The organism is Pseudomonas sp. R4-39-08 (assembly GCF_003852275.1).
GTDB lineage: Bacteria > Pseudomonadota > Gammaproteobacteria > Pseudomonadales > Pseudomonadaceae > Aquipseudomonas.
On record NZ_CP027733.1, the window covers coordinates 996,210 to 1,022,800 of the forward strand.

The following is a 26,591-nucleotide window of genomic DNA, read 5'->3' on the forward strand; positions in this document are numbered from 1 at the left end:
CTGTTCATGCTCTCTACCTTGCGACGTGGCCTTCTGGTTCTGCTTGCAGCGCTGCCGTTGATGGCCAACGCAGCCGGTTCTGCCCACGAACTGGTGCAGGACACCACCAACAAAATGTTGGCTGACCTGTCGGCCAACAAGGAAAAGTACAAACAAGACCCGAGCCAGTTCTACAACGCGCTCAATACCATTGTCGGTCCGGTGGTGGATGCCGAAGGCATCTCCAAAAGCATCATGACCGTCAAGTATTCGCGCAAGGCCACACCTGCGCAGATGCAGCGTTTCCAGGAAAACTTCAAGCGCGGCCTGTTCCAGTTCTACGGTAACGCCTTGCTTGAGTACAACAACCAGGGGATTACCGTCGCTCCGGCCGGTGATGAGTCGGGTGATCGCACCAGCGTCAACATGACCGTCAAAGGCACCAATGGCGCCGTGTACCCTGTGCAGTACACGCTGGAGAAGGTCAATGGCGAGTGGAAGCTGCGTAACGTGATCATCAACGGCATCAATATCGGCAAGCTGTTCCGTGACCAGTTCGCCGACGCGATGCAGCGCAATGGCAACGACCTGGACAAGACCATCAATGGTTGGGCCGGCGAAGTGGCCAAGGCCAAGGAAACTTCCGATAAGGAAGCCGGGAAACCAGCGCCATGACCGAGTCGGCTGTTCGTATCGGCGATGCCGGCGAGCTGTTCCTCAGCGGCGTGCTCGATTACCGCACCGGGCCTGACCTGCGCAAGCAGGGCCAGGCCCTGATCAAGGCCAGCACCGCGCCTGCGCTGGTGCTGGATTGCTCGGCGGTAACCAAGTCCAGCAGCGTCGGTTTGTCGTTGCTGCTGTGCTTCATGCGCGATGCCGCTGCGGTAAAAAAGCCGGTCAGTCTCCGTGCGTTGCCTGAAGACATGCGCGAGATCGCCGAGGTTTCCGGATTGACCGAGCTGTTGGCACACCCGTAATACACATTTATCAAAGAAGCCCTCCGTCAGAGTCCTGCTATGCGGGGTTCGCAGGCGCGGGGCTTTTTTTGTATGATGTGCGACCCGTGCGCACTGGGCGCCGATAGAGGTTGAGCATGCAGGCCCTAGAAGTTAAGAGCTTCCTTGAAGGAAAGCTGCCGGACACGGCTGTAGAAGTTGAAGGCGAAGGCTGCAATTTCCAGCTGAACGTGATCAGCGATGAACTGGCGGCATTGAGCCCGGTCAAGCGTCAGCAGCAGATCTATGCCCATTTGAACCCATGGATCACCGATGGCAGCATCCATGCGGTCACTATGAAATTTTTCAGCCGCGCGGCCTGGGCCGAGCGCACCTGAGCCCCCAAGGCGTCGAGATTCTTATGGATAAATTGATTATTACCGGTGGTGCCCGCCTCGATGGCGAGATCCGCATTTCCGGTGCGAAAAACTCCGCCTTGCCGATCCTGGCAGCGACCCTGCTGTGCGACGGCCCTGTCACGGTGGCCAACCTGCCGCACCTGCACGACATCACCACGATGATCGAGCTGTTCGGTCGCATGGGCATCGAGCCGGTGATCGACGAGAAGTTGTCCGTCGAAATCGACCCACGCACCATCAAGACCCTGATCGCCCCGTACGAGCTGGTGAAAACCATGCGTGCGTCGATCCTGGTGCTTGGCCCGATGGTCGCGCGTTTCGGTGAAGCCGAAGTGGCCCTGCCTGGCGGTTGCGCCATTGGTTCGCGTCCGGTCGACCTGCACATCCGTGGCCTTGAAGCCATGGGCGCGGTCATCGACGTGGAAGGCGGCTATATCAAGGCCAAGGCGCCGGAAGGCGGCTTGCGTGGCGCGAACTTCTTCTTCGATACCGTCAGCGTGACCGGTACCGAGAACATCATGATGGCCGCTGCCCTGGCCAAAGGCCGCAGCGTTCTGCAAAACGCCGCGCGCGAGCCCGAGGTGGTCGACCTGGCCAACTTCCTCAACGCCATGGGCGCGAAGGTTTCCGGCGCTGGCACCGACACCATCACTATTGATGGTGTAGAGCGTCTGCACACCGCTACCTACAAAGTCATGCCTGACCGCATCGAGACCGGCACGTACCTGGTTGCAGCTGCCGTTACCGGTGGCCGCGTGAAGGTCAAGGACACCGATCCGACCATCCTCGAAGCCGTCCTGGAAAAACTCAAGGAAGCCGGCGCAGAAATCACCACCGGTGAAGACTGGATCGAGCTGAACATGCACGGCAAGCGGCCAAAAGCTGTCAACGTGCGTACCGCCCCGTACCCGGCATTCCCGACCGACATGCAGGCGCAGTTCATTTCCCTGAACGCGATCGCTGAAGGCACCGGCGCCGTGATCGAGACCATCTTCGAAAACCGTTTCATGCATGTGTACGAACTGCACCGCATGGGCGCCAAGATCCAGGTCGAGGGCAACACCGCCATCGTTACCGGCATCGACAAGCTCAAGGGCGCGCCAGTGATGGCAACCGACCTGCGTGCTTCGGCCAGCCTGGTGATCTCGGCACTCTGCGCCGAAGGCGATACGCTGATTGACCGCATCTACCACATAGACCGTGGCTACGAGTGCATCGAAGAAAAGCTGCAGATGCTCGGCGCTAAAATCCGCCGCGTTCCGGGCTGATGCCCGCTGTTCTGTAGGAGCGAGGGGGACGCCTAGTTCTTGCTCGCGAAAAACGTCAACGATAACGCGTTTATCCAGAATCAACGCGGTGCCCATGAGTTCTTCGCGAGCAAGCTCGCTCCTACACACACACACTGGTTTGTTTCAAATCGAGGCTGTAAGGGCCTCGATCTGTGTCTGGCGCCGTTTGCGACCGGACAGCAATAGCCTGATGAAGGACTGACATTTCCCATGTTGACCATCGCACTGTCCAAGGGCCGCATCCTTGACGACACGCTGCCGCTTCTGGCTGAAGCGGGCATCGTGCCGACCGAGAATCCGGACAAGAGCCGCAAGCTGATCATCCCCACGACCCAGGACGATGTTCGCCTGCTGATCGTGCGGGCTACCGACGTGCCGACCTACGTTGAACATGGCGCCGCCGACCTCGGTGTGGCCGGTAAGGACGTGCTGATGGAATACGGCGGCCAGGGTCTCTACGAGCCCCTGGACCTGCGGATCGCGCTGTGCAAACTGATGACCGCCGGCCGTGTCGGCGATGTCGAGCCCAAGGGCCGCCTGCGGGTGGCGACCAAGTTCGTCAACGTCGCCAAACGCTACTACGCCGAACAAGGCCGTCAGGTCGATATCATCAAGCTTTACGGCTCGATGGAGCTGGCGCCGCTGATTGGCCTGGCCGACAAGATCATCGACGTGGTCGACACCGGCAACACCCTGCGCGCCAACGGTCTCGAGCCCCAGGATTTCATTGCCGACATCAGCTCGCGCCTGATCGTCAACAAAGCTTCGATGAAAATGCAACATGCCCGTATCCAGGCGTTGATCGACACCCTGCGCACGGCAGTGGAGTCTCGACACCGCGGTTGACTCACCCGCGTAGCCCAAAGGCTGCGCCCGTCTATCCGCCTCATAGCCAGAATTCTCAGGTGCCCAAGCGGAGCGAACGGTAGTTTAGGGCGCCTGAGTTTTTGCCAATCTATTGAGGCCCTCGCTATGACCACGTCCACTGCAATCGCCCGACTCAACGCTGCCGACCCGGATTTCGCCGATCATCTGGATCATCTGCTGAGCTGGGAAAGCGTGTCCGATGACTCGGTCAACCAGCGGGTGCTCGAGATCATCAAAGCCGTGCGCGAGCGCGGCGATGCGGCGCTGGTGGATTTCACCCGTCAGTTCGACGGCCTGGACGTCAAGTCCATGGCGGACCTGATTCTGCCCCGTGAACGCCTGGAGTTGGCCCTGACGCGCATCACCGCGCCCCAGCGTGAAGCCCTGGAAGTGGCGGCGGCGCGGGTGCGCAGCTATCACGAAAAACAGAAGCAGGATTCGTGGAGCTACACCGAGGCCGACGGTACCGTGCTGGGCCAGAAGGTCACGCCGCTGGACCGCGCCGGCCTGTACGTGCCGGGCGGCAAGGCCTCGTACCCGTCGTCGGTGTTGATGAACGCGATTCCGGCCAAAGTGGCAGGCGTGACCGAAGTGGTCATGGTGGTGCCGACCCCGCGTGGTGAAATCAACGAGCTGGTGCTGGCTGCCGCCTGCATTGCCGGCGTCGACCGCGTGTTCACCATCGGTGGCGCCCAAGCGGTTGCCGCGTTGGCCTATGGCACCGAAAGCGTACCAAAGGTCGACAAAGTAGTGGGGCCGGGCAATATCTATGTCGCCACCGCCAAGCGCCATGTGTTTGGCCAGGTCGGTATCGACATGATCGCCGGCCCCTCGGAAATCCTCGTGGTGTGTGACGGCCAGACCGACCCGGACTGGATCGCCATGGACCTGTTCTCCCAGGCCGAGCACGACGAAGACGCCCAGGCGATCCTGGTCAGCCCCGACGCCGCGTTCCTCGATCAGGTCGCCGCCAGCATCAACAAGCTGTTGCCGACCATGGAGCGCGCCGAGATCATCGAGAAATCGATCAATGGCCGTGGCGCACTGATTCTGGTCAGCGACATGGAGCAAGCCATCGAAGTGGCCAACCGTATCGCGCCGGAGCACCTTGAGCTGTCCGTAGCGGACCCACAAGCCTGGTTGCCGTCGATCCGTCACGCCGGCGCGATCTTCATGGGCCGCCACACCAGCGAAGCCCTGGGCGACTACTGCGCAGGTCCGAACCACGTACTGCCGACCTCCGGCACCGCGCGTTTTTCGTCGCCGCTGGGGGTGTATGACTTCCAGAAGCGTTCATCGATCATCTTCTGTTCGCCCCAGGGCGCGTCCGAATTGGGCAAGACCGCCTCGGTGCTGGCCCGTGGCGAATCGCTGAGCGCCCACGCGCGCAGCGCTGAATATCGCATCCTCAAGGGAGAGTAAGGCATGAGCAAATTCTGGAGCCCTTTCGTCAAGGACCTGGTGCCTTACGTGCCCGGCGAGCAGCCAAAGCTGACCAGGCTGATCAAGCTCAATACTAACGAAAACCCCTATGGTCCTTCGCCCAAGGCGTTAGAGGCCATGCGGGCCGAATTGAACGACGACCTGCGTTTGTACTCGGACCCCAACAGCGACCGACTCAAGCAAGCGGTGGCGAAGTATTACGGCGTCGAGGCGAACAAGGTGTTCCTTGGTAATGGCTCCGACGAAGTCCTGGCGCATATCTTTCACGGCCTGTTCCAGCACGAGTTGCCGCTTTTGTTCCCGGATATCAGCTACAGCTTCTATCCGGTTTACTGCGGTCTTTATGGCATCAAGTCTGATCCTGTGCCGCTGGATGAACAGTTCCGGATTAACGTGGCGGATTACGCCAGGCCCAATGGTGGGATCATCTTTCCCAACCCGAACGCGCCAACCGGTTGCCTGCTGGCGCTGGACGCTGTTGAGCAAATCCTCAAGGCCAACCCGGAATCGGTCGTGGTTGTAGACGAGGCTTATATCGACTTCGGTGGCGAAACGGCAATCACCCTGGTGGATCATTACCCGAACCTGCTGGTGACCCAGACGTTGTCCAAGTCGCGTTCGTTGGCGGGCCTGCGGGTCGGCCTGGCGGTGGGACATCCGGACCTGATCGAAGCGTTGGAGCGAGTCAAGAACAGCTTCAACTCCTACCCGCTGGATCGCCTGGCGATTGTCGGCGCTGCCGTGGCGTTTGAGGACCGTGAATACTTTGAGAAGACCTGCGGGTGGGTGATAGACAGCCGTGAAAAACTCACCGGCCAGTTGCAGGCCAAGGGGTTTGAAGTATTGCCTTCGGCAGCCAACTTCATCTTTGCGCGCCACCCACAGCATGATGCGGCGGGCCTGGCGGCCAAGCTGCGTGAGCAAGGGGTGATCGTGCGGCACTTCAAGCAGGAGCGGATTGCCCAGTTCCTGCGGATCAGCATCGGGACGCCGGAGCAGAACCAGGCGCTGATCGATGGGCTCGGCGAGCTCTAAGCCACACTGAAGATCAAAAAATGTGGGAGGGGGCTTGCTCCCGATGGCAGTGTCTCAGTCAATACATCAGTGACTGACACTCCGCTATCGGGGGCAAGCCCCCTCCCACATTTAGTTAGAGCAGCGGTTCGTCAGGCTTCTTGTGCTTCCAACCATCATTGCCCGGCAACAGCAGGTTCAAGCCAATCGCTACCACCGCGCACAAGGCAATGCCCTTGAGGCCGAAATCGTCCGGGCCGGTGCCGGTACCCACCAGTACACCGCCAATCCCGAACACCAGCGTCACCGACACAATCACCAGATTGCGCGCTTCACCCAGGTCGATCCTGTGGCGAATCAGGGTATTCATCCCCACCGCCGCAATCGAGCCGAACAGCAGGCACAGAATTCCGCCCATCACCGGTACCGGAATGCTCTGCAACAGCGCGCCGAACTTGCCGATGAACGCCAGGCTGATGGCGAACACCGCGGCCCAGGTCATGATTTTCGGGTTGTAGTTCTTGGTCAGCATCACCGCGCCCGTCACTTCGGCGTAGGTGGTATTGGGCGGGCCGCCAAACAGGCCGGCGGCCGTGGTGGCAATCCCGTCACCCAGCAATGTGCGGTGCAGGCCTGGCTTCTTCAGGTAGTCGCGACCGGTCACGCTGCCGACCGCTATCACGCCACCAATATGTTCGATCGCAGGGGCCAGGGCCACCGGCACGATAAACAGGATCGCCTGCCAGTTGAACTCCGGCGCGGTGAAGTGGGGCAGGGCGAACCACGGTGCGGCGGCGATCTTCGCCGTGTCGACCACGCCAAAGTAGAACGACATGGCAAACCCCACCAGCACGCCGGAGATGATCGGCACCAGGCGGAAGATGCCCTTGCCGAACACCGCCACGATCAAGGTGGTCAGCAGCGCGGGCATCGAGATCAGCATGGCCGTCTGGTAGTGGATCAGCTCGGCGCCGTCGCCGGACTTGCCCATCGCCATGTTGGCGGCGATCGGCGCCATGGCCAGGCCGATGGAAATGATCACCGGGCCGATCACCACCGGCGGCAGCAGTCGGTCGATGAAACCGGTGCCTTTGACCTTCACGGCAAGGCCCAGGAAGGTATAGACGAAACCCGCCGCCATCACTCCGCCCATGGTCGCTGCCAGGCCGAATTGGCCCTTGGCGAGAATGATCGGGGTGATGAATGCAAAGCTCGAGGCCAGGAACACCGGCACCTGCCTCCCCGTCACCACCTGGAACAGCAACGTGCCTAAGCCTGCGGTGAACAGTGCGACGTTTGGATCAAGGCCTGTGATCAGCGGCATCAACACCAGCGCGCCAAATGCTACGAAGAGCATTTGTGCGCCAGACAGGATCTGGCGCCAAAGCGGGTCGTTGAATTCATCCTGCATGCTCACGCGTCCTTCTGCTTGGTGCCGAAGATCTTGTCACCGGCATCGCCCAGGCCTGGGATGATGTAGCCGTGTTCATTCAGGCGCTCGTCGATGGAGGCGGTGTAGATCTGTACGTCAGGGTGCGCTTTCTCGACGGCGGCAATGCCTTCGGGCGCGGCGACCAGCACCATGGCGCGGATGTCCTTGCAGCCGGCTTTTTTCAACAGGTCGATGGTGGCGACCATGGAACTGCCGGTGGCGAGCATCGGGTCGATGATCATGGCCAGGCGTTCGTTGATTTCCGGGACGAGTTTTTCCAGGTACGTGTGGGCCTGCAACGTTTCTTCGTTGCGGGCCACGCCGACGGCGCTGACCTTGGCGCCCGGGATCAGGCTGAGCACGCCTTCGAGCATGCCGATACCGGCGCGCAGGATCGGTACCACGGTAATTTTCTTACCGGCGATTTTCTCGACCTGTACGGGACCGGCCCAACCGGGGATCTCGTAGGTTTCCAAGGGTAAATCCTTGGTAGCTTCGTAAGTGAGCAGCGCTCCAACTTCCTGAGCAAGCTCACGGAAATTCTTCGTGCTGATGTCGGCACGGCGCATAAGGCCGAGTTTGTGTCGGATCAGCGGGTGGCGGATCTCGCGAGTGGGCATGGGAAAGGCTCCGGCGGCGGGCAAAAAAACCGGCCTAGATTAATCTATCCGAGGGTGTTGTCCTATAGACATCAAGTACGTTAGTCCATAAAGGCTTGATTGGAGCGCAGTAGAAGCGTAACTTCGCCCGCTTTTCTTGCCACAGCACCCCTTGGAGAGCGCCATGTCCGCTGATCTCGAGCATATCCGTCAAATCATGCACGAGGCTGACTGCCTGTACACCGAAGCGCAAGTCGAAGCAGCGATCGCCAAGGTCGGCGCGCACATCACCCGCGAAATGGCCGACACCAACCCGGTAGTGTTCTGCGTGATGAACGGTGGCCTGATCTTCGCCGGAAAATTGCTCACTCACCTGCAATTCCCGCTGGAAGCCTCTTATCTGCACGCTACCCGCTATCGCAACGAAACCAGTGGCGGCGATCTGTTCTGGAAGGCCAAGCCGGAAGTTTCGTTTATCGACCGTGACGTGCTGATCATCGATGACATCCTCGACGAAGGGCACACCCTGGGCGCGATCATCGACTTCTGCAAGCATGCCGGCGCGCGCAAAGTACACACCGCCGTGCTGATCGACAAAGACCACGACCGCAAGGCGCGCCCTGAGCTCAAAGCCGATTTTGTCGGGCTGCCGTGCATCGACCGCTATATCTTCGGTTATGGCATGGACTACAAGGGCTACTGGCGCAACGCCAATGGCATCTACGCAGTTAAAGGAATGTAATCGATGGCCCGCTTTCTTGATCAGACGTTATTTGCGGAGTTGGCCGAGAAAGCGGGCGCCAGCCCCCGTGGCCGGCACCATCACAATTTCCACCAGATGGAAGAGCCGTGTCATCGGCTCGCCGTGGCCCTGCAGCCGAGTACCTATGTACCGCCGCATCGGCACCTGAGCGCGGACAAGGCGGAAACCTTGCTGGTGCTCCAGGGGCGACTGGGCCTGCTGATATTCAGCGACACCGGTGAGGTCATCACCAAGCGCGTGATGCAGGCAGGGGGCGAATGCGCGGGCGTCGACCTGCCGCCGGGCGTGTTCCATGGCCTGGTGGTGCTGGAGCCTGATACGGTGATGTTCGAGTGCAAGGCCGGGCCCTATCGACCGGTGGGCGAGGGTGAATTGGCCGATTGGGCGCCCCGCGAGGGCGATGCCGGTGTGGCTGCCTACCAACGCTGGATGCTCGCCCAGTTCGATTGAGCTGCAGTGCTGCTGTAGCCAAAACACCGGATCTTCAGCGCTTTCGAAGCCTGTGCACCACAGGTAGACTTCAACCCCCGTATCAATGTCTGCAGGCTGGAGTCGGTAATGCGTAAAGATAAAAAACAGGTGATCGGTGACGAGATCGGCGACGACCAGATCAAATTGTTCCTGAACTTCGAGCCGGTCGATGCGACGTCCCCGTCCCTGCACAAACTGATCAAGGCCTATCGCGGCCTGCGTATCGACGACTTCGAGCGCTTCCTGGGCTTCTTCAAGGAGGCCGGTCTGGACCTGGATGGCAAGGATGAGCATGGCCAGACCTTTGTCGACCTGATCAAGGACCAGCGCAACGCCGCCGAGTACATCGAGCTGATCGACAAAGCCCGCAGCTGATTATCCGAGCCATAAAAAAACGCCCCGACCTCATAAGAGTCCGGGGCGTTTCGCTTTTAACGGTAGGAGCGAGCTTGCTCGCGAAGAACCTGAGAGCGCCGCGTCAAACCAGATGCGCTGCGTTATCGTTATCGTTTTTCGCGAGCGAGCTCGCACCTCCATCTACCAGCTCCAGGCTGATGTTGTTTTGCGTATTGATCTTGCGATACAGCTCGGCATCCGTCTCCAGCACTTTCTCGCGCGCCGGGAAAATCTCGTGCAGCTTGGTCGCCCATTCGCCCTTGGCTTTCTCCGGGAAGCAGCGCTCGATCAGGTCAAGCATGATCGACACCGTCACCGAAGCGCCCGGCGAGGCGCCCAGCAGCGCCGCCAGCGAACCATCCTTGGCCGCCACCAGCTCGGTGCCGAATTGCAGCACGCCGCCTTTCTTCGGGTCTTTCTTGATGATCTGTACCCGCTGGCCGGCCACTTCCAGGCGCCAGTCTTCGGCTTTCGCCTCGGGGTAGAAGCGGCGCAGGGATTCCAGGCGCTGCTCCATGGACTGGCGCACTTCGCTGACCAGGTACTTGGTCAGGTCCATGTTGTCGCGTGCCACGGCGAGCATCGGACCGATGTTGCCGGCACGAATCGACATCGGCAGGTCCAGGAACGAGCCGTGCTTGAGGAATTTGGTGGTGAACCCGGCGTATGGCCCGAACAGCAGGGACTTCTTGCCATCCACCACGCGGGTATCCAGGTGCGGTACGGACATCGGTGGCGAGCCCACGGCGGCCTGGCTATAGACCTTGGCCTGATGCTGTCTGACCACTTCTGGGTTGTCGCAACGCAGCCACTGGCCGCTGACCGGGAAACCGCCGAAGCCTTTGCTTTCTTCGATGCCCGACGCCTGCAGCAGCGGCAACGCCGCACCGCCGGCGCCGAGGAAGACGAACTTGGCATCCACGTCGCGGCTGTTGCCGCTGTTGACGTCCTTGATGCTGACGGTCCAGCCGGCACCATTGCGCTTGAGGCCGGTGACGCGCTTGCAGTACTTGACCTGGGCGTCCGCCGAACTGGTCAGGTGGCTGAGCAGTTGGTTGGTCAGGGCGCCGAAGTTGACGTCAGTACCGTTCATCACGCGGGTCGCGGCGATTTTTTCGTCCAGCGGGCGGCCCGGCATCATCAGCGGCATCCACTCGGCCATCTCGCTGCGGTCTTCGGTGTAGCGCATGTCCGAAAACGCATGGTGCTGGCTGAGGGTTTCAAAACGCTTCTTGAGGAAGGCAACGCCGTTTTCGCCCTGCACGAAACTCAGGTGCGGGACCGGGCTGATGAAGGATTTGGACGAGCCAAAGGTGCCTTTTTTGGTCAGGTACGCCCAGAACTGTTTCGACACCTCGAACTGGGTGTTGATGTGCACGGCTTTCTTGATGTCGATGGAGCCATCGGCGGCCTGCGGCGTGTAGTTCAGCTCACACAGCCCGGCGTGGCCGGTACCGGCGTTGTTCCACGGGTTGGAACTCTCCGCGGCACCCGAATCCATCAGCTCAACGACTTCCAGCTTGAGGCCGGGGTCGAGCTCCTTGAGCAGCACGGCCAGGGTGGCACTCATGATGCCGGCCCCTACCAGAACTACGTCGACTGCTTCGTTATGCGCCATTTAACGCGTCTCCAAAATCTGCAGCACCAAATTGACGGCATGGCTGCCAGGAGTGACGGGGCGGTTCACGTGTTGCCCCAGGTTACCCATGGCCAGGATCGCCATGTCCGTTTCGCAATTCTTTGCAACTTCAGCGCACGCTTCCTGCCCGGCTAATCTGCCTATGAACGCATTCATGGGCGCCTGTGGCAATTCGACTTATGGTCAAAGCGTGCGTTTCGTGCAACCAATCCGTAGCGGACAGGCTCAAGCTCCGGTTGTAGAGGAGTACTCGGTCCTGTGTTGGGCTGTTCCAGACGCTGATGGTGCTTGTACAAACGCCAAACTATTCATTTGCTCGCCACACTCTTGTGAAGTTGTGAAAACCCGTTTTTTCACGCTCTTTTGAAGACGTGAACCTCAAAAAAGGGCTGCCCAGCCTGGCACCTGGCCCGTGAAACGGGCAACAAACTCAAGTGGCCGAGCGCAATGGCAGCTCTGGCAGATTCGATAAAGACGGGTGGTTTGCAAAGGAAACAGCAAGCACGCCAGCTTCACTCGATCTGTGTGGGCGGCTCTCTGTGGGCAATTGGGAGGTTAATGCCGAGGCAATAACGATGCTGCGGGGCCCGATCAGGAGACGTCCTTATAATCGGGGGGAGATTGTAGCGAAGAACGCCGGGGAAATGGGCGTGTTTTATGACTTTTATTAGTGCGCTGGTCAGGAGGCCAACGCTTGTCGTGAAGATGCGCGTACAAACTCAGGGCTGACCCGTGCACTGGCCGGCAGCGGGCGGTGCATCCAGCCAAGGTGTGTCTCTGCAACTTCCACCCAGCCTTCACCGACGGGCGGCAGGCTGCATTGCTTGAACGCCAGGCAATGGCCGTGGGCGTCGAGCAGGGCAAAGTGGCGGTGGCGGGCGTGTGACAGGAACAGTGACTTGAGAAGGCGCATGGCGATGTACCGGTTGCGTTACATGCTTGAAGGTTCTCAGTCTGCCATGACATTGCAATGACGCTTTTATGTGAAATTGTAATTTGCCCCATGCCTTCAGCTGCGGTTCAGGATTGCTGGTGAGTGACGCGCGAGCACCGTTATACTGGCGGCCTGTGTGCGCCTAGTCCTGGAGAAATGAGTATGTTGCAACGCCTGTTGTTCGGTTTGATCACTGTGACCAGTTTGGCTTTGGTTGGCTGCGCCAACAGCCCGCAACAACTCAGCCCGCAACCCAAAGTCACGGCGCAGTTGGCCCCGGTCGGTCACGGTCAGCCGGTGTCGGTGCGTGTGGTAGATGGCCGTCCGTCACCTACGCTGGGTTCGCGTGGCGGCCTGTACCCGGAGACCGCGCTGATTTCGGTGACCGGCCAGGACGTGCTGCCCAAGCTGCAGGCCCAGGCTGAAGCCGCTGTGCGCTTGTTGGGCTTTACGCCGACCAACACGCCGGGTGCGCCGCAACTGACCGTCACTCTGGCCGAACTGAAATACCAGTCGCCCAAGGAAGGCCTGTATGTGACCGAAGCGTCTATCGGCGCAACCTTCAAGTCCGACGTCAGCGCCGGTACGCGTCGCTACAGCGGCCGCTACGCTGCATCCCTCAACCAGCGCTTCGGTATGTCGCCGAACCAGGAAACCAACACCAAGCTGGTCAGCGATGTGCTCAGCGACGCCTTGACCCGACTGTTCAAGGACCCAAGCATCGGCCAGTTGCTCAGTTCGCAATAAGCTGTTCAAAAAAACCGGGCTCATCGCTGAGCCCGGTTTTTTTTCGCCTGGCGCTTTCACGCGGCCGTGTCGACATAAAAATCCAACATGCTCACGCCAGTGAGTAAATCCAGCTCCGGCAGGTCGGCATGCACCTGCCCGGCGAGGGCGCAATACACCAGCCAGTGGCGGTCCTGGACGTTGAACGCAAGGCCGCCGACCAATGCCTCCTGTTCATCGCTTGGGGCAATCAGATACAGCCGGTCCTGGTTTTGCGCATGCAGCATGACAAGCACCTCACGTCGAAGGGCATCAGAGTGGCTTGTTAAGGTGACGTTCAGGTGACGCTGTAAATTACTGGATACATTAGCCGTCAACGGGGAGGGAGCAGTAACGGCGCAGGAAGCCACTATCGTTCAGGTTTGTATCTGGACCGATACCCGAATACTGTTTCGCCGAGGTTTGCGATGGCGTTGTCCGCGCTGCTCATCAATGCTGTAGCCCTATTGATTGCCTGCTCGGGCGCCGTAGTGCTGTTCCTGACCCGTCTGCGCGCGCAACGTGCGATGGCCGACCTCGCCCTGCGCAGCGAAGAGCGGGCCATCGACCAACCGATGCTGTTCCTGGATACGCGCACCGAACGGGCCTATCGCCAGGCTTACCGCGTCGGGTTCGCGGGCCTGGGGCTGGCGCTGGTGCTGTCCTGGCTCAGTACCCATTTGTAAGTACGCCGCCAAACAAATGTGGGAGGGGGCTTGCTCCCGATAGCGGTGGGTCAGTTGCAAATACCTGCACTGACACACCGTAATCGGGAGCAAGCCCCCTCCCACATTTTTTGACCGGTGTTTACAACGGGATCCCCGCCTTCACCCGATACTGATTACGCACCGGCATCGCATATTGCGTCACCAGGTACGGGCGGTGCTCGGATGGGCATTCGTGCAAGCGCCGCTCCCACTCTGTCTTCGCCTTGGCCAGCTCGTCGGCCGGGAATACGTCCGCAGCCTTGGGCACTTGCAGTTGTGGGTCGGCATCGTTCCATTGGGCATACGCCAAGTAGTGCACCGGGAACAGCCGATAACCGCCCAGAATCTGCCGGTCCATTTCGGCAGCCAGCACCTTGGTGTCTTCGAAGCGCTCGGTAATCGGCGGCGCGAAGTTCACGTGCACCCGGCCTTTGTAGCCGGTGATGCCCAGCGCAATGCTGACGTCATCCTCGCCCGGCGCCTTGCAGTAGGTGCCGGTGGTGGCGCGGATATACAGCTCGCGGGCCTTGGCGGCGTCGCACGGGTCGTACTCGTAGCTGATCGACACCGGCGTCAGGTTCAACGACTGGATGACTTCGGCGAACGGCTCGTCCTTGCGGCTGACGTGGAACATCTTGAGGATCGCCGATTCGGTGCGATCATCCCCATCCTTGGCCCGACCTTCGGCCTGGGCGATCCAGATCGACTGGCAGTCGTTGCGGATCGAATGGTTGATGTAGGCCGACAGCAACTGGTAGGCCGCCATCTTTTCCTTTCGCCCGGTGATCGAGCGGTGCACGATGAAGCTCTTGTTCAAGCGCATCAGGTCGCTGACAAACGGCTTTTGCAGCAGGTTGTCGCCGATGGCGATGCGCGGCGTCGGCAGGCCGGCATGGTAGACGGCGTAGTTGACGAAGGCCGGGTCCATCACGATGTCGCGGTGGTTGGCCAGAAACAGGTAGGCGCTACCGGATTTCAATTGCTCGACGCCGGTATAGGTGACGCCGTCAGTCGCGCGGTCGATGGTATGGTCGACGTAATACTCGACTTTATCCTGCAGCGTCGCCACGGTGGTGACACCGGCGAATTCACGGCGCAGTTTGCGCGCGATCATCGGCTTGAGCAGCCAGCCCAGCGCACCAGCGAAGCGCGGGAAGCGGAAGTGGGTCAGGATGTCCAGAAAGGCCTTGTCACGGAACAGCCGGTCCAGCACCGCCGGGACTTCGCTGTCGTTGTAAGGTCGGATGGTATCGAATTCGCCCATCATGCTCTCTTGTTAGAAACGGCTAGGGTAAGTAGAAGAAATACCAGGGTGCGGCCTGAGTAATGGGCTCAGCCGAAATATAACCCTGTAAATAGACCGGCGATTATACGCACAAGTCACTCAGGAGACCGCGATGCTGGAAAATGCGCTGTACGATTGTCCTTATTGTGGTGAAACGGTCGAAACGACGGTGGATTTGTCCGGCGGTGATCAGGTTTACATAGAGGACTGCCAGGTGTGCTGCCGGCCGATCACGTTCAACCTGCAGGTCCACGGGGAAGAGTGGATGCTCGAGACCCGCAGCGAGAACGAATAAACAACAGGTAATGCGATGCAGCGAATCTACGAACCGGAAAACCTCATGGAAGGCGAGCTGCTGCAACAGATGCTCGCCAGCGAAGGCATCGAGGCGCACCTGGTGGGGCGCCATTTGCTCGGTGGCACGGGCGAACTGCCGATCTTCGGCTTGCTGGGGCTGGAGGTCGACAATGATCAGGCCGCCTACGCCCGCGAACTCATCACCGCCTATAACGCCGCGCAACCCTTGCCCGGCGACGAACCCGACAGCTTCCCCGACGTATTGGTCTGTTAGGCTGTCGGTCGGTTTACCCAAGAGTCGTGTTGCCCCATGTGTGGACGTTATGCCCTGTTTCGCTGGACCCCCGCTTTTGCTGCCTTGCCGGGGTTCCCGGCCGACCAGCAGGCCCAGTGGAATATTTCCCCCAATGATTCGGTGCTGATCCAGCGCGCCCTCGACGGCCAGCTCACCCTGGCGCGCGCCCGTTGGGGCCTGACGCCGCCCTGGCTCACTGACCTGTCCCGCACGCCGGCCCATGCCCGCGCCGAAACCCTGGCCGAGCAACCGATGTTTCGCGAAGCGTTCCGCCAGCGGCGTTGCCTGCTGCCGGCCAACGGGTTTTACGAATGGCGCGGCACCCAGCGCAAACGCCCGTACTGGCTGACGCCGGGGGAGGGCTCTACGCTGTTTTTCGCGGCGATCTGGGAAGCGTATCCGGTGCAGGAGCAGGTGTGGTTGAGTACGGCGGTGGTCACCCAGGCGGCGCAGGCTCAGCGTCGGCCATTGATCCTGGATGAAGCAGGGCAGGCCGCCTGGCTGGACCCCGCGACACCGCTGGCGGTGCTGCAAGGTCTTCTGGCCAGTGAGCCCGCCGCTTTGCGCGAGCGGGTCCTGGCCAATATGGTCAACGATCCCAAGCTCAATGGGCCGGAATGCCTGACCCCGGCTTGAACCGTCGACATTCAGCGGTTAAATGTCTGATGTATCTGGCGCCGATACAAATGTCCGCCTACGATACGCGCCATGTTTCCAGGGAGCGTGTTCATGAAGAAGTCATTGGCGGTAAGCGGGTTGGTGGCAGCGATGCTGCTGGCCGGGTGTCAGTCGGTCAATACCACCAGCGGCGGCGCGGTTGGGGTTGAGCGCAAGCAGTACATGTTCAGCATGCTGTCGAGCCAGGAAGTCGACCAGATGTACGCCCAGTCCTACCAGCAGACCCTGGGTGAGGCGAGCGGCAAAGGCGTGTTGGACAAGACCAGCGCCAACGCCAAGCGCGTACAGGCCATTGCCAATCGCCTGATCGCCCAGGCACCGACCTTTCGCCCGGATGCGGCGCAATGGAAGTGGGAAGTGAACCTGATCAAGAGCGATGAGATGAACGCCAACTGCGGGCCGGGCGGCAAGATCCTGGTGTACAGCGCGTTGATCGACAACCTCAAGCTCACCGATGATGAACTGGCCGCCGTGATGGGCCATGAAATCGCCCACGCCTTGCGTGAACACGGCCGCGAAGCCATGTCCAAGGCCTACGGCATCGAGATGGCCAAGCAGGGCGCCGGTGCATTGTTCGGCCTGGGCCAGGACAGCCTGGCGCTGGCCGATACCGTGGCCAACTATGGCATGACCTTGCCCAACAGCCGCAGCAATGAGAATGAAGCCGACCTGATCGGCCTGGAGCTGGCCGCCCGTGCCGGCTACAACCCGAACGCCGCCATTACGCTATGGAACAAGATGGCCAAGGCCTCGGAAGGCGCGCCGCCGGAGTTCATGAGCACGCACCCGGCGTCCGACAGCCGAATCGCCTCGTTGCAGGCGGCGATTCCGAAGGTGATGCCGCTGTACCAACAGGCCAAGAAGTCCTAAGGCCTGATGGGATCAAAATGTGGGAGGGGGCTTGCCCTAATGCCAGTCAGTTAAGAAGTAGCAGGAGCGAGAAATAACTTGTGGCGAGGGAGCTTGCTCCCGCTGGGGCGCGAAGCGGCCGCAAACAATAGGACTGCTGCGCAGTCCAGCGGGAGCAAGCTCCCTCGCCACAGGTTCGGTGTCGCCTTAACTGACTGGCATTAGGGCTTGCCCCCTCTCACATTGGATTGGGTTTGCAGATTTAGATCCACCCACTGCTTTGCATGGCCTTGTACACCGCCACGATTGCCAGTACGAAAAACGCCGTTGCCGCCAATCGACGAATCAACGTCAACGGCAGCTTCTCCGCCGCAAAATTCCCCGCCAGCACCACCGGTACGTTGGCAATCAACATCCCCAGCGTAGTGCCGATAATCACCAGCCATAGTTCCGGGTATTGCGCGGCCAGCATCACCGTGGCGATCTGGGTCTTGTCGCCGATTTCCGCGATGAAGAACGCAATCAGCGTGGTCAGGAACGGCCCGAACTTGCGCGTGGTGCTGGCTTCATCATCGTCGAGTTTGTCCGGCACCAGCGTCCACAGCGCCGTGGCACAGAAGCTGGCCGCGAGAATCCAGTGCAGCACCGCATCGGAGAAGAAACTCCCGAACCAGGCGCCCACAGCACCGGCAGCCGCATGGTTGGCCAGGGTCGCGGCGACGATGCCGGCGATGATGGGCCAGGGCTTGCGAAAGCGAGCAGCGAGAATGAGCGCGAGCAGTTGCGTCTTGTCGCCGATTTCGGCCAGGGCAACGATTGCGGTAGGAACGAGCAGTGAATCCAGCATCAGGTAGGTTTCCAGGGGCGGGTCGACACGGCTATGACACGTACAGCCTTCCCGCCCCGGGTAAGGTGTGCGTGTCATAGGTCTTGTCAAACCCCGGTCCGTCTGTGCGGACTCCTGGGTCGCATACGCCATGGTCTGCTGACCAAGTATGTTGACGTATGCCGGACGAGCGTGGCGCTCGTGGGAGACTACTCCCCTAGGACGGAGCGGATTCTGCCTAGGCAAAACCCATTCGGCAAGCCTTCTTTTTCAAACGCCCGTCAGGGGCGTTTGGCCCGGTAGATGCGAAAACCATTGCCTTCGGCTTTGACGGCGCAGATGCCCAAATGCTCTTCGATCAGCGGCTGGTACTTCAGGAAGCTGTTGGCGACCAGGCGCAGTTCGCCGCCTTTTGCCAGATGTTTTGCTGCTTTTCGCAGCAAATTTTCCGTAGCGAAGTAATCGGTGTGCACCCCGACATGGAACGGTGGGTTGCTCAAAATCGCGTTCAAGCCCATCGGCGCGGCGTCGATGCCGTCACCGGTCAACACTTCGGCGTCCAGACCATTGGCAGCCAGGGTCAGGCGACTGCTGGCGGCGGCGAAGGCGTCCACATCGAGCAGCGTCACGGTGTTATGCGGGTAGCGACGTTTTACCGCTGCCCCCAATACGCCGGCGCCGCAACCAAAGTCGAGCAAATGCCCGCTGGGCAGCTTATCCAGATGCGCCAGCAACAGTTCGGTGCCGCGGTCCAGGCGACCATGGCTGAACACGCCCGGCAGGCTCACTACCTTGAGCGGCCCGTCGGCCAGCGGCACTTCGAAGGTCTGCGCCAGGCTATCGAGTTCGCGCGCTTGCGGCGCGTTGCCCACGGTGACTTGCCAAAGCTGACAATGCCGCGCGTTATCCAGTTTGCGCGGTTTGCCGAAGGGGATCATCTGCTTGGCGGCGCTTTCGATACCGGCTTTTTTCTCGCCCACCAAAAACAGCTCGGCGCCTGGCAGGCGCGCGGCCACGGCGTTGAGCAGGTAGTCGGTGAGGTCTTTGGACTTGGGCAGGAAAATCACCGCCGCATCGAATGCGCGCTCGGGCACGGTCACGCCGAACTGGCTGCGCTCGGGAAAACGCGCCGCAAGCGCCGCCTGGTCGCCGGCATGCCAGCACCAACCGTGGGCATTGGGCAGGCGCCCGAGCAAATCGTCGGCCGGCAAACCGACCAGCAGCAGGTTGCCTTGAAAAAGTTCGGCCTGGCGAAGCAGTACTTCACTGCGCGGATCCATGGTCTGCTCCTTGAAAAGGGGCGCAGTTTATCAACTGACGACGCGAAGCGGGGCACCGTTGAAAAAGCCCAGCGCGTTTTCGCGCAATTGCCCGACGATCCGTTGCCGCGCTTCCCGGCTGCCCCAGGCGTTATGGGGCGTGACGATCAGCCGAGGGATGTCAGCGGTCAGCAGCGGGTTGCCCTGGACCGGAGGCTCGACACTCAGCACATCGGTGGCCGCACCGCCCAGGTGCCCGCTGCGCAGCGCATCGGCCAGCGCCTGTTCGTTGATCAAGCCACCGCGTGCGGTGTTGACGATAAACGCGCCGGGCTTGAGCAGCGCCAGTTCGCGCGCGCCGATAAGGTCGCGGGTGTGCTCGTTGAGCGGGCAGTGCAACGTCAGTGCATCGACCTGCGCCAGCAGTTCATCCAGCGGTACGCGGTCGGCGCGGGCAGGGCGCCCGGGAATCGCGCCGAGCACCACGCGCATACCGAAGGCTTCGGCCAGGCGCCCCACGGCACTGCCCAGCTCGCCATGCCCGAGCAGGCCGAGGGTTTTGCCTTCCAGCTCGACAATCGGGTAGTCCAGCAGGCAGAACTGCCTGGCCTGCTGCCATTTGCCCGCGGCCACATCCCGTTGATAGTCGTTCAGGCGCGTGGCGAGGTTGAGCAGCAGCATGAGTGTGTGCTGGGCCACCGACGGCGTGCCGTAGCCCTGGCAGTTACTCACGATGATGCCTTGGGCACGGGCGGCGTCGAGGTCGACGTTGTTGGTGCCGGTGGCCGACACCAGGATCAGCTTGAGGTCAGGGCAGGCCGCCAGGGTCTCGGCGTTGAGCGGGATTTTGTTGCTGATGGCGACGTGAACGCCCTGCAAGCGTTCGAGCACATTCTGCGGCGTGGTCTGCTCGAACAGCTGCAGCTCGCCGAAGCAGTCGCGCAGCCCGCTGAGGTCGAGGTCGCCGAGGTCCAGGGAGGGGTGATCGAGGAAGACGGCGCGGCGATTGTTCATGATCAACTGTACCTTTTGCGACGAGGTTCGAAGGCGTAATCTGCTGAGCCTATCAGATGAAATAATCCGTTACTTCATGGAGCGCGCATGTACGTCGCCGAGTTTTTAACCGTAGCCTTGATTCACTTGTTGGCGGTGGCCAGCCCCGGGCCGGACTTCGCCGTAGTGGTGCGCGAAAGCGTGACCCACGGCCGGCGCGCCGGTACCTGGACCGCGCTGGGCGTCGGTTCGGCGATTTTTCTGCATGTCGGTTACTCGTTGCTGGGCATCGGCTTGATCGTGTCCCAGTCCATCGTGCTGTTCAATGCGCTGAAATGGGCGGCAGCGGCGTACCTGCTGTATATCGGCTTCAAGGCGCTGCGCGCGCAGCCGGCCAAGCCTGTGGCCGAAGGCGAGCTGCATCGCGAGGCGGGCGAGCGCACCCCACGCGGCGCGTTCACGGCGGGTTTCGTGACCAACGGCTTGAATCCCAAGGCCACGCTGTTTTTCCTGTCGCTGTTCACGGTGGTGATCAACCCGCACACACCGTTGGCGGTGCAGGCCGGTTATGGCGTGTATCTGGCGGTGGCGACGGCGCTGTGGTTTTGCCTGGTGGCCATGCTGTTCAGCCAGCAGCGCGTGCGCGCCGGGTTTGCGAAGATGGGGCATTGGTTCGATCGCACCATGGGCGCTGTGCTGATTGCGATTGGTGTGAAGCTGGCGTTTACCAGCATGAAGTAAACCTGATTTGTGTGGGAGGGGGCTTGCTCCCGATAGCGGTGGATCAGCTAATGAATACTTGGCTGACACACCGCTATCGGGAGCAAGCCCCCTCCCACATTTGATCTTCATGAATCCAGAATGATGGCGCAAAGCTAGCATTTGCTGGGCTTTACAAATCATTCCTTTGGCTGATTTGGTTGAAACATAACGTCTCTACAGTGCAGGTCTTCACGCCAAGACCGCGCAGTCATAAAAGGGATTCGTATGTTGCAGACCCGTGTCATTCCCCCCGCCGAAGGCGCTTACCAGTACCCGCTGTTGATCAAACGCCTGTTGATGTCCGGGACCCGTTACGAGAAGACCCGGGAAATCATCTACCGCGACAAACTGCGCTACACCTACCCGACCTTGATCGAGCGTGTCGCGCGCCTGGCCAATGTGCTGACCGAAGCCGGGGTCAAGGCCGGTGACACGGTGGCGGTGATGGACTGGGACAGCCATCGTTACCTGGAATGCATGTTCGCCATCCCGATGATCGGCGCGGTGATCCACACCATCAACGTGCGCCTGTCGCCGGAACAGATCCTCTACACCATGAACCATGCCGACGACCGCTTTGTGCTGGTCAACAGCGAGTTCGTGGGGCTTTACCAGGCCATCGCCGGGCAACTCACCAGCGTCGACAAGACCTTGCTGATTACCGACGACGACAGCAAGACCGCCGACCTGCCCAACCTGGTGGGCGAGTACGAAACCCTGCTGGCCGCAGCGAGCCCGAAGTACACCTTCGAGGATTTCGACGAGAATTCCGTCGCCACCACCTTCTACACCACCGGCACCACCGGCAATCCCAAGGGCGTGTATTTCACCCACCGCCAACTGGTGCTGCACACCATCGGCGTGGCGACCATCATGGGCAGCGTCGACAGCGTGCGTTTGCTTGGCACCAACGACGTGTACATGCCGATCACGCCGATGTTCCACGTACACGCCTGGGGCCTGCCGTATGTGGCGACCATGCTCGGCCTGAAGCAGGTCTACCCCGGCCGCTACGACCCCGAATACCTGGTGGCGCTGTGGCGCCAGGAAAAGGTCACTTTTTCGCACTGCGTGCCGACCATCCTGCAAATGCTGCTCAATGCCAAGGCCGCCCAGGGCGTGGATTTCGGCGGTTGGAAAATCGTCATTGGCGGCAGCGCGCTCAACCGTTCGCTGTACGAAGCCGCCAAGGCCCGTGGCATTCAATTGACGGCCGCGTACGGGATGTCCGAGACCGGGCCGCTGGTGTCCTGTGCCCACCTCAATGCCGAGCTGATGGCCGGCAGCGAAGATGAACGCACCACCTACCGCATCAAGGCTGGCGTGCCCGGCCCGTTGGTTGAAGCGGCGATCATGGACACTGACGGCAACTTTTTGCCTGCCGACGGCGAATCCCAGGGCGAACTGGTACTGCGTGCGCCCTGGCTCACCGAAGGCTATTACAACGAGCCGCAAAAGGGCGCCGAGCTGTGGGCCGGTGGCTGGATGCACACCGGTGATGTCGCCACCCTGGACGCGTTCGGCGTGATCGATATCCGTGACCGCATCAAGGACGTGATCAAGACCGGTGGCGAATGGATCTCCTCCCTGGCCCTGGAAGACCTGGTCAGCCGTCACCCGGCGGTACGCGAAGTAGCGGTGGTGGGCATTGCCGACCCGCAGTGGGGCGAGCGCCCGTTTGCCCTGTTGGTGCTGCGTGATGGCCATGTGATAGGCGCCCGTGAGCTCAAGGAGCACCTCAAGCCGTTCGTTGAATTGGGCCACTTGAGCAAGTGGGCGATTCCGAGCCAGATCGCCGTTGTTACTGAAATTCCCAAGACCAGCGTCGGCAAGCTCGACAAAAAACGTATCCGTATCGACATCATCCAATGGCAGGCCAACAACAGCACGTTCCTGTCGACCCTCTGACACCGCTCGCGGCGCCCGTTCGGGCGCGCGCTGCTCTATCTCAAGCCTTTACTTGTGATTTGCCGAATTTCAGCCATCCTTGCCGCGTCGACCTTCGTCGGCGTGGCGAAAGGGTTGTGGCAGACGGGTTGGTGATGCAAATCACACTTTAGAGGGATCAAGCACTACCCCCTGCTGGCTATAGTCCCTTCCAGAGTTTTTCGTGGATGTTGCGCTTCGGGCGAGGGTCGCCCGGTTGTCGCTCGGCATTGGAATCGTTGTATCCCGGCCGTTACATGCATCTTCCGAAAGAGCTCACTGCCATAACAATAAAATGCACATGGAGTAGCGTCGATGACCTCAGTAAACCAGTTCTGGCGCCGGGCACGACTGCCCCTGGCCGTCAGTCTCGCTTCTACGCTCGCCGGGCCCGCATTCGGCGTCAGTTTCAACATCGGTGAAATCGAAGGGAGTTTTGACTCATCCCTGTCGGTAGGCGCCAGTTGGAGCACGTCCAAGGCCAATCGCGACCTGATCGGCGCCAACAACGGCGGCAAGGGCTTGTCCCAGACCTCCGATGACGGGCACCTGAACTTCAAGCGCGGAGAAACGTTCTCGAAGATCTTCAAGGGCATCCACGACCTGGAACTGAAGTACGGCGACACCGGTGTGTTTGTGCGTGGCAAGTACTGGTACGACTTTGAGCTCAAGGACGAAAGCCGTCTGTTCAAGGACATCAGCGACAACAACCGCAAGGAAGGCGCCAAGTCGTCGGGCGGGCAGATCCTCGATGCGTTCGTCTACCACAACTACTCGATCGCCGACGCGCCGGGTTCCGTGCGGTTTGGCAAGCAGGTGGTGAGCTGGGGCGAAAGCACCTTCATTGGCGGCGGTATCAACTCCATCAACCCGATCGACGTGTCGGCGTTTCGTCGTCCAGGGGCCGAGATCAAGGAAGGCTTGATTCCGGTCAACATGTTCTACGTGTCCCAGACGCTCACCGACAACCTGTCGGCCGAGGCGTTCTATCAGCTGGAATGGGACCAGACCGTCACCGATAACTGCGGCACCTTCTTCTCCCAGCCAGACGTGATTTCCGATGGCTGCAGCAATAACCTGCGGGTACTGAACAAGCGCTCGACCATCCCCGGCGCAGCACTGCCGACGTTGGGCGCCCTGGGTGTGGACGTGAACAGCGAAGGCGTACTCGTGCGCCGTGGCCCCGACCGCGATGCCCGCGACAGCGGCCAGTTCGGCATGGCCATGCACTACAACTTCGAGCCGCTGGATACCGAATTCGGCGCCTACTTCATGAACTACCACAGCCGTGCGCCGATCTTCAGTGCACAGGGCGCGCCGTCGTCGGCCTACACCCGTCCACTGGGTCCGCTGGGCGCCCTGCGGCCGCTGATCGTGGCGGGCAGCTCCAACTACTTCGTCGAGTACCCGGAAGATATCCGCCTCTACGGTTTGAGCTTCTCCACCACCCTGCCTACCGGCACCGCCTGGAGCGGTGAGTTGAGCTACCGTCCGAATGCGCCGGTGCAGTTGAGCACCACCGATATCCTGTTTGCCGGCGTTACGCCGATCCCGGGCTTTGGCAATGCGTCGGTGCTCAAGGGCTCGCCAGGCCAGGACCTGCACGGTTACAACCGCAAGGAAGTGACCCAGTTCCAGACCACTTTCACGCACTTCTTCGACCAGGTAATGGGCGCCAGCCGCCTGACCACCGTCGGTGAAATCGGCGTGACCCATGTGGGTGGCCTGGAAAGCAAATCCCAGGCCCGCTACGGCCGCGACCCGGTCTTCGGTCCCGGCACCTTGCCAGGTGGGTTCTGCAACGCGCTTAACAACTCCACCGCCAACGGCGCCGGCTTGCCCAACGCGGCTGGCCTGAACACCAACTGCAACAACGACGGCTACACCACCGCAACCTCCTGGGGTTATCGCGCCCGTGCCATCTGGGAATACCCGGACGTGTTCGCTGGCGTCAACCTCAAGCCCAACGTGGTCTGGTCCCATGACGTCAAAGGTTACTCGCCGGGCCCTGGCGCCAACTTCGAAGAAGGGCGCAAGGCGGTCAGTCTGGGCCTGGATGCCGAATACCAGAACACCTACACCGCGAGCCTGGCCTACACCAACTTCTTTGGTGGCAGGTTCAGCACCGTGGATGACCGTGACTTTGTCGCGTTGAGCTTTGGCGCCAACTTCTAAGCACACTCTTTTCAAGTGGCATGTATTCAGGAAGACCAGAGTATGAAAATAACTAAAAGTCTGTTGCACGTGGGTGTGCTTGGGCTGTCGATCCTGGCGAGCAACGTCATGGCGGCGGTCTCGGCCGATGAAGCGGCCAAGCTCGGCACCAGCCTGACCCCGATGGGCGCCGAAATGGCCGGTAACGCGGCCGGCACCATCCCGAAATGGACGCCGATGGCGACCAACGCCGGCGCCGTGGATGCCAAAGGCTTCCTGGCCAACCCTTATGCCAGCGAACAACCGCAGTTCACCATCACCGCGCAAAACGTCGAGCAATACAAAGACAAGCTGGCTCCGGGGCAGTACGCGATGTTCAAGCGTTACCCGGACTCGTTCAAGATGCCGGTCTATCCGACCCATCGCGGCGCCACGGTGCCGGCGGAGGTGTTCGCTGCGATCAAGAAAAACGCCACCACCACCAACCTGGTGTCTGGCGGTAACGGCCTGGAAAACTTCGAGACGGCCGTGCCGTTCCCGATTCCGAAAAGCGGTGTGGAAGTCATCTGGAACCACATCACCCGTTATCGCGGTGGCAGCGTCACCCGCCTGGTCACCCAGGCCACACCGCAAACCAACGGTTCCTACAGCCTGGTGTACTTCCGCGACCAGTTCGTGTTCCGGGACAAGATGAAGGACTTCGACCCGAAAAACCCAGGCAACGTGCTGTTCTACTTCAAGCAGCAAGTTACCGCGCCGGCGCGCCTGGCCGGTGGTGTACTGCTGGTGCACGAAACCCTCGACCAGGTGAAGGAGCCGCGTTCGGCGTGGGTCTACAACGCCGGCCAGCGCCGTGTGCGCCGGGCACCGCAAGTGTCCTATGACGGGCCGGGGACCGCCGCCGATGGCCTGCGTACCTCCGACAACCTCGACATGTACAACGGCGCGCCGGACCGCTACGACTGGAAACTGGAAGGCAAGAAGGAAATCTACATCGCCTCCAACAGCTACAAGATCGATGATCCGAAGCTCAAGTACGCCGACATCATCAAGGCCGGCCATATCAACCAGGACCTCGCGCGCTATGAGCTGCGCCGTGTCTGGCATGTGGTCGCCACCTTGAAGGAAGGCCAGCGCCACATCTACGCCAAGCGTGACTTCTTCATCGACGAAGACACCTGGCAAGCGGCGGTGATCGATCACTACGACGGCCGTGGCCAACTGTGGCGCGTCGCCGAAGCCCATGCCGAGAACTACTACGACAAGCAAGTGCCGTGGTACGCCCTGGAAACCCTCTACGACCTGCAGTCCGGCCGCTACCTGGCGCTGGGCATGAAGAACGAAGAGAAACAGGCCTATGACTTCGGCTTCACCGCCACCACCAGCGACTTCACCCCAGCGGCCCTGCGCCAGGATGGCGTGCGCTAACCTGAACCTATGCTGATACCCCTGTGGGAGGGGGCTTGCCCCCGATAGCGGTGGTTCAGTCAACTAAGCGTTGGCTGACACACCGCCATCGGGGGCAAGCCCCCTCCCACATTTTTGTTTGGGGTGTTGGTGGGATATTTTTTGTCGCAGTTCTTTTTCAGGCGTTTGTTGCAAAGATCTACAATCT

Annotated in this window: 29 protein-coding genes and 1 riboswitch; of the genes, 20 read left to right on the forward strand and 9 right to left on the reverse strand. The window is 60.7% G+C overall.

The window, feature by feature from the left end:
- The first annotated feature begins 6 nt into the window (after positions 1–6).
- The 7 genes from C4J88_RS04360 to hisC all read left to right on the forward strand — a co-directional run bounded on the left by C4J88_RS04360 (position 7) and on the right by hisC (position 5,967).
- Positions 7–654 carry a phospholipid-binding protein MlaC gene (locus tag C4J88_RS04360; protein WP_124365847.1) on the forward strand — a complete coding sequence of 216 codons (648 nt, stop codon included), beginning with the start codon at positions 7–9 and terminating at the stop codon, positions 652–654.
- Positions 651–956, forward strand: coding sequence for a lipid asymmetry maintenance protein MlaB (locus C4J88_RS04365; RefSeq protein WP_124361319.1), 306 nt, complete (start codon positions 651–653; stop codon positions 954–956). Before C4J88_RS04360 ends, C4J88_RS04365 begins: the two co-directional genes overlap by 4 nt.
- Before the next feature lie 116 nt (positions 957–1,072).
- Positions 1,073–1,312, forward strand: coding sequence for a BolA family protein (locus C4J88_RS04370; protein ID WP_124361320.1), 240 nt, complete (start codon positions 1,073–1,075; stop codon positions 1,310–1,312).
- 23 nt (positions 1,313–1,335) lie between these two features.
- Positions 1,336–2,601, forward strand: a complete 1,266-nt coding sequence (murA, locus tag C4J88_RS04375; protein WP_043050767.1) for a UDP-N-acetylglucosamine 1-carboxyvinyltransferase — start codon at positions 1,336–1,338, stop codon at positions 2,599–2,601.
- Positions 2,602–2,832: 231 nt separating this feature from the next.
- Entirely contained in the window at positions 2,833–3,468 is a 636-nt protein-coding gene (hisG, locus tag C4J88_RS04380) for an ATP phosphoribosyltransferase (RefSeq protein WP_003171824.1), read from the forward strand.
- Between the two features lie 126 nt (positions 3,469–3,594).
- Positions 3,595–4,911: a histidinol dehydrogenase gene (gene hisD, locus C4J88_RS04385; protein ID WP_124361322.1), complete on the forward strand. Its 1,317-nt coding sequence runs from the start codon at positions 3,595–3,597 to the stop codon at positions 4,909–4,911.
- Positions 4,912–4,914: 3 nt separating this feature from the next.
- On the forward strand, positions 4,915–5,967 hold the full coding sequence (gene hisC, locus C4J88_RS04390; RefSeq protein ID WP_124406292.1) for a histidinol-phosphate transaminase: 1,053 nt from the start codon (positions 4,915–4,917) through the stop codon (positions 5,965–5,967).
- A gap of 115 nt (positions 5,968–6,082) precedes the next feature.
- On the opposite strand, the gene C4J88_RS04395 is transcribed toward hisC, so the two are convergent.
- Together C4J88_RS04395 and upp are read right to left on the reverse strand one after the other, a co-directional pair.
- A complete protein-coding gene (locus C4J88_RS04395; RefSeq protein WP_124361324.1) occupies positions 6,083–7,357 on the reverse strand; it encodes a uracil-xanthine permease family protein in 1,275 nt (424 codons plus the stop codon).
- A 2-nt stretch (positions 7,358–7,359) separates the two neighbouring features.
- Positions 7,360–7,998 carry a uracil phosphoribosyltransferase gene (gene upp, locus C4J88_RS04400; RefSeq protein WP_017138223.1) on the reverse strand — a complete coding sequence of 213 codons (639 nt, stop codon included), beginning with the start codon at positions 7,996–7,998 and terminating at the stop codon, positions 7,360–7,362.
- A gap of 163 nt (positions 7,999–8,161) precedes the next feature.
- Between upp and C4J88_RS04405 the strand changes: the two genes are divergently transcribed.
- The 3 genes from C4J88_RS04405 (at position 8,162) to C4J88_RS04415 (ending at position 9,586) form a co-directional block, all read left to right on the forward strand.
- A complete protein-coding gene (locus C4J88_RS04405; RefSeq protein ID WP_065885799.1) occupies positions 8,162–8,719 on the forward strand; it encodes a hypoxanthine-guanine phosphoribosyltransferase in 558 nt (185 codons plus the stop codon).
- A 3-nt stretch (positions 8,720–8,722) separates the two neighbouring features.
- On the forward strand, positions 8,723–9,190 hold the full coding sequence (locus C4J88_RS04410; protein ID WP_124406293.1) for a WbuC family cupin fold metalloprotein: 468 nt from the start codon (positions 8,723–8,725) through the stop codon (positions 9,188–9,190).
- A 108-nt stretch (positions 9,191–9,298) separates the two neighbouring features.
- Positions 9,299–9,586: a PA4642 family protein gene (locus C4J88_RS04415; protein WP_124365851.1), complete on the forward strand. Its 288-nt coding sequence runs from the start codon at positions 9,299–9,301 to the stop codon at positions 9,584–9,586.
- Between the two features lie 103 nt (positions 9,587–9,689).
- Here C4J88_RS04415 and mqo read toward each other — a convergent pair whose 3' ends face one another.
- Positions 9,690–11,225, reverse strand: a complete 1,536-nt coding sequence (gene mqo / locus C4J88_RS04420) for a malate dehydrogenase (quinone) (protein WP_124406294.1) — start codon at positions 11,223–11,225, stop codon at positions 9,690–9,692.
- A gap of 700 nt (positions 11,226–11,925) precedes the next feature.
- A complete protein-coding gene (locus C4J88_RS04425; protein ID WP_124365853.1) occupies positions 11,926–12,159 on the reverse strand; it encodes a hypothetical protein in 234 nt (77 codons plus the stop codon).
- A 183-nt stretch (positions 12,160–12,342) separates the two neighbouring features.
- Here C4J88_RS04425 and C4J88_RS04430 point away from each other — a divergent pair, with 183 nt between their 5' ends.
- Positions 12,343–12,927 carry a YajG family lipoprotein gene (locus tag C4J88_RS04430; protein WP_124365854.1) on the forward strand — a complete coding sequence of 195 codons (585 nt, stop codon included), beginning with the start codon at positions 12,343–12,345 and terminating at the stop codon, positions 12,925–12,927.
- A 56-nt stretch (positions 12,928–12,983) separates the two neighbouring features.
- On the opposite strand, the gene C4J88_RS04435 is transcribed toward C4J88_RS04430, so the two are convergent.
- The gene (locus C4J88_RS04435; protein WP_124361330.1) at positions 12,984–13,193 is read right to left on the reverse strand and encodes a hypothetical protein; all 210 of its coding nucleotides are present in this window, start codon (positions 13,191–13,193) and stop codon (positions 12,984–12,986) included.
- A gap of 180 nt (positions 13,194–13,373) precedes the next feature.
- On the opposite strand from C4J88_RS04435, the gene C4J88_RS04440 reads away from it, so the two are divergent.
- On the forward strand, positions 13,374–13,631 hold the full coding sequence (locus tag C4J88_RS04440; protein WP_124365855.1) for a hypothetical protein: 258 nt from the start codon (positions 13,374–13,376) through the stop codon (positions 13,629–13,631).
- A gap of 121 nt (positions 13,632–13,752) precedes the next feature.
- Here C4J88_RS04440 and C4J88_RS04445 read toward each other — a convergent pair whose 3' ends face one another.
- Positions 13,753–14,916 (reverse strand): 1-acyl-sn-glycerol-3-phosphate acyltransferase, encoded by a 1,164-nt coding sequence (locus C4J88_RS04445; protein ID WP_177412902.1) that lies wholly within the window; start codon positions 14,914–14,916, stop codon positions 13,753–13,755.
- A gap of 133 nt (positions 14,917–15,049) precedes the next feature.
- Between C4J88_RS04445 and C4J88_RS04450 the strand changes: the two genes are divergently transcribed.
- The 4 genes from C4J88_RS04450 to C4J88_RS04465 all read left to right on the forward strand — a co-directional run bounded on the left by C4J88_RS04450 (position 15,050) and on the right by C4J88_RS04465 (position 17,077).
- Positions 15,050–15,232 (forward strand): CPXCG motif-containing cysteine-rich protein, encoded by a 183-nt coding sequence (locus C4J88_RS04450; RefSeq protein ID WP_124406296.1) that lies wholly within the window; start codon positions 15,050–15,052, stop codon positions 15,230–15,232.
- Positions 15,233–15,247: 15 nt separating this feature from the next.
- Positions 15,248–15,508, forward strand: a complete 261-nt coding sequence (locus tag C4J88_RS04455; protein WP_124361334.1) for a putative signal transducing protein — start codon at positions 15,248–15,250, stop codon at positions 15,506–15,508.
- A gap of 36 nt (positions 15,509–15,544) precedes the next feature.
- Complete coding sequence (locus tag C4J88_RS04460) at positions 15,545–16,165, forward strand: SOS response-associated peptidase (RefSeq protein ID WP_124365858.1); 621 nt, start codon at positions 15,545–15,547, stop codon at positions 16,163–16,165.
- A 93-nt stretch (positions 16,166–16,258) separates the two neighbouring features.
- The gene (locus C4J88_RS04465; protein ID WP_124361336.1) at positions 16,259–17,077 is read left to right on the forward strand and encodes a M48 family metallopeptidase; all 819 of its coding nucleotides are present in this window, start codon (positions 16,259–16,261) and stop codon (positions 17,075–17,077) included.
- 241 nt (positions 17,078–17,318) lie between these two features.
- On the opposite strand, the gene C4J88_RS04470 is transcribed toward C4J88_RS04465, so the two are convergent.
- From C4J88_RS04470 to C4J88_RS04480, 3 genes are all read right to left on the reverse strand, one after another.
- Positions 17,319–17,903: a TMEM165/GDT1 family protein gene (locus C4J88_RS04470; RefSeq protein ID WP_124361337.1), complete on the reverse strand. Its 585-nt coding sequence runs from the start codon at positions 17,901–17,903 to the stop codon at positions 17,319–17,321.
- Positions 17,904–17,992: 89 nt separating this feature from the next.
- Positions 17,993–18,112, reverse strand: a riboswitch (yybP-ykoY riboswitch).
- 51 nt (positions 18,113–18,163) lie between these two features.
- The gene (locus tag C4J88_RS04475) at positions 18,164–19,162 is read right to left on the reverse strand and encodes a class I SAM-dependent methyltransferase (protein ID WP_124406297.1); all 999 of its coding nucleotides are present in this window, start codon (positions 19,160–19,162) and stop codon (positions 18,164–18,166) included.
- A 30-nt stretch (positions 19,163–19,192) separates the two neighbouring features.
- Positions 19,193–20,158 (reverse strand): 2-hydroxyacid dehydrogenase, encoded by a 966-nt coding sequence (locus C4J88_RS04480; RefSeq protein WP_124408590.1) that lies wholly within the window; start codon positions 20,156–20,158, stop codon positions 19,193–19,195.
- A gap of 84 nt (positions 20,159–20,242) precedes the next feature.
- Between C4J88_RS04480 and C4J88_RS04485 the strand changes: the two genes are divergently transcribed.
- The 4 genes from C4J88_RS04485 to C4J88_RS04500 all read left to right on the forward strand — a co-directional run bounded on the left by C4J88_RS04485 (position 20,243) and on the right by C4J88_RS04500 (position 26,404).
- Positions 20,243–20,875, forward strand: coding sequence for a LysE family translocator (locus C4J88_RS04485; protein ID WP_124365860.1), 633 nt, complete (start codon positions 20,243–20,245; stop codon positions 20,873–20,875).
- A gap of 246 nt (positions 20,876–21,121) precedes the next feature.
- Positions 21,122–22,804 (forward strand): fatty acid--CoA ligase, encoded by a 1,683-nt coding sequence (locus tag C4J88_RS04490; protein ID WP_124369675.1) that lies wholly within the window; start codon positions 21,122–21,124, stop codon positions 22,802–22,804.
- Positions 22,805–23,137: 333 nt separating this feature from the next.
- Positions 23,138–24,997, forward strand: a complete 1,860-nt coding sequence (locus tag C4J88_RS04495) for a DUF1302 domain-containing protein (protein ID WP_124406298.1) — start codon at positions 23,138–23,140, stop codon at positions 24,995–24,997.
- A 42-nt stretch (positions 24,998–25,039) separates the two neighbouring features.
- Positions 25,040–26,404, forward strand: coding sequence for a DUF1329 domain-containing protein (locus tag C4J88_RS04500; RefSeq protein WP_124361342.1), 1,365 nt, complete (start codon positions 25,040–25,042; stop codon positions 26,402–26,404).
- Positions 26,405–26,591 lie beyond the last annotated feature (187 nt).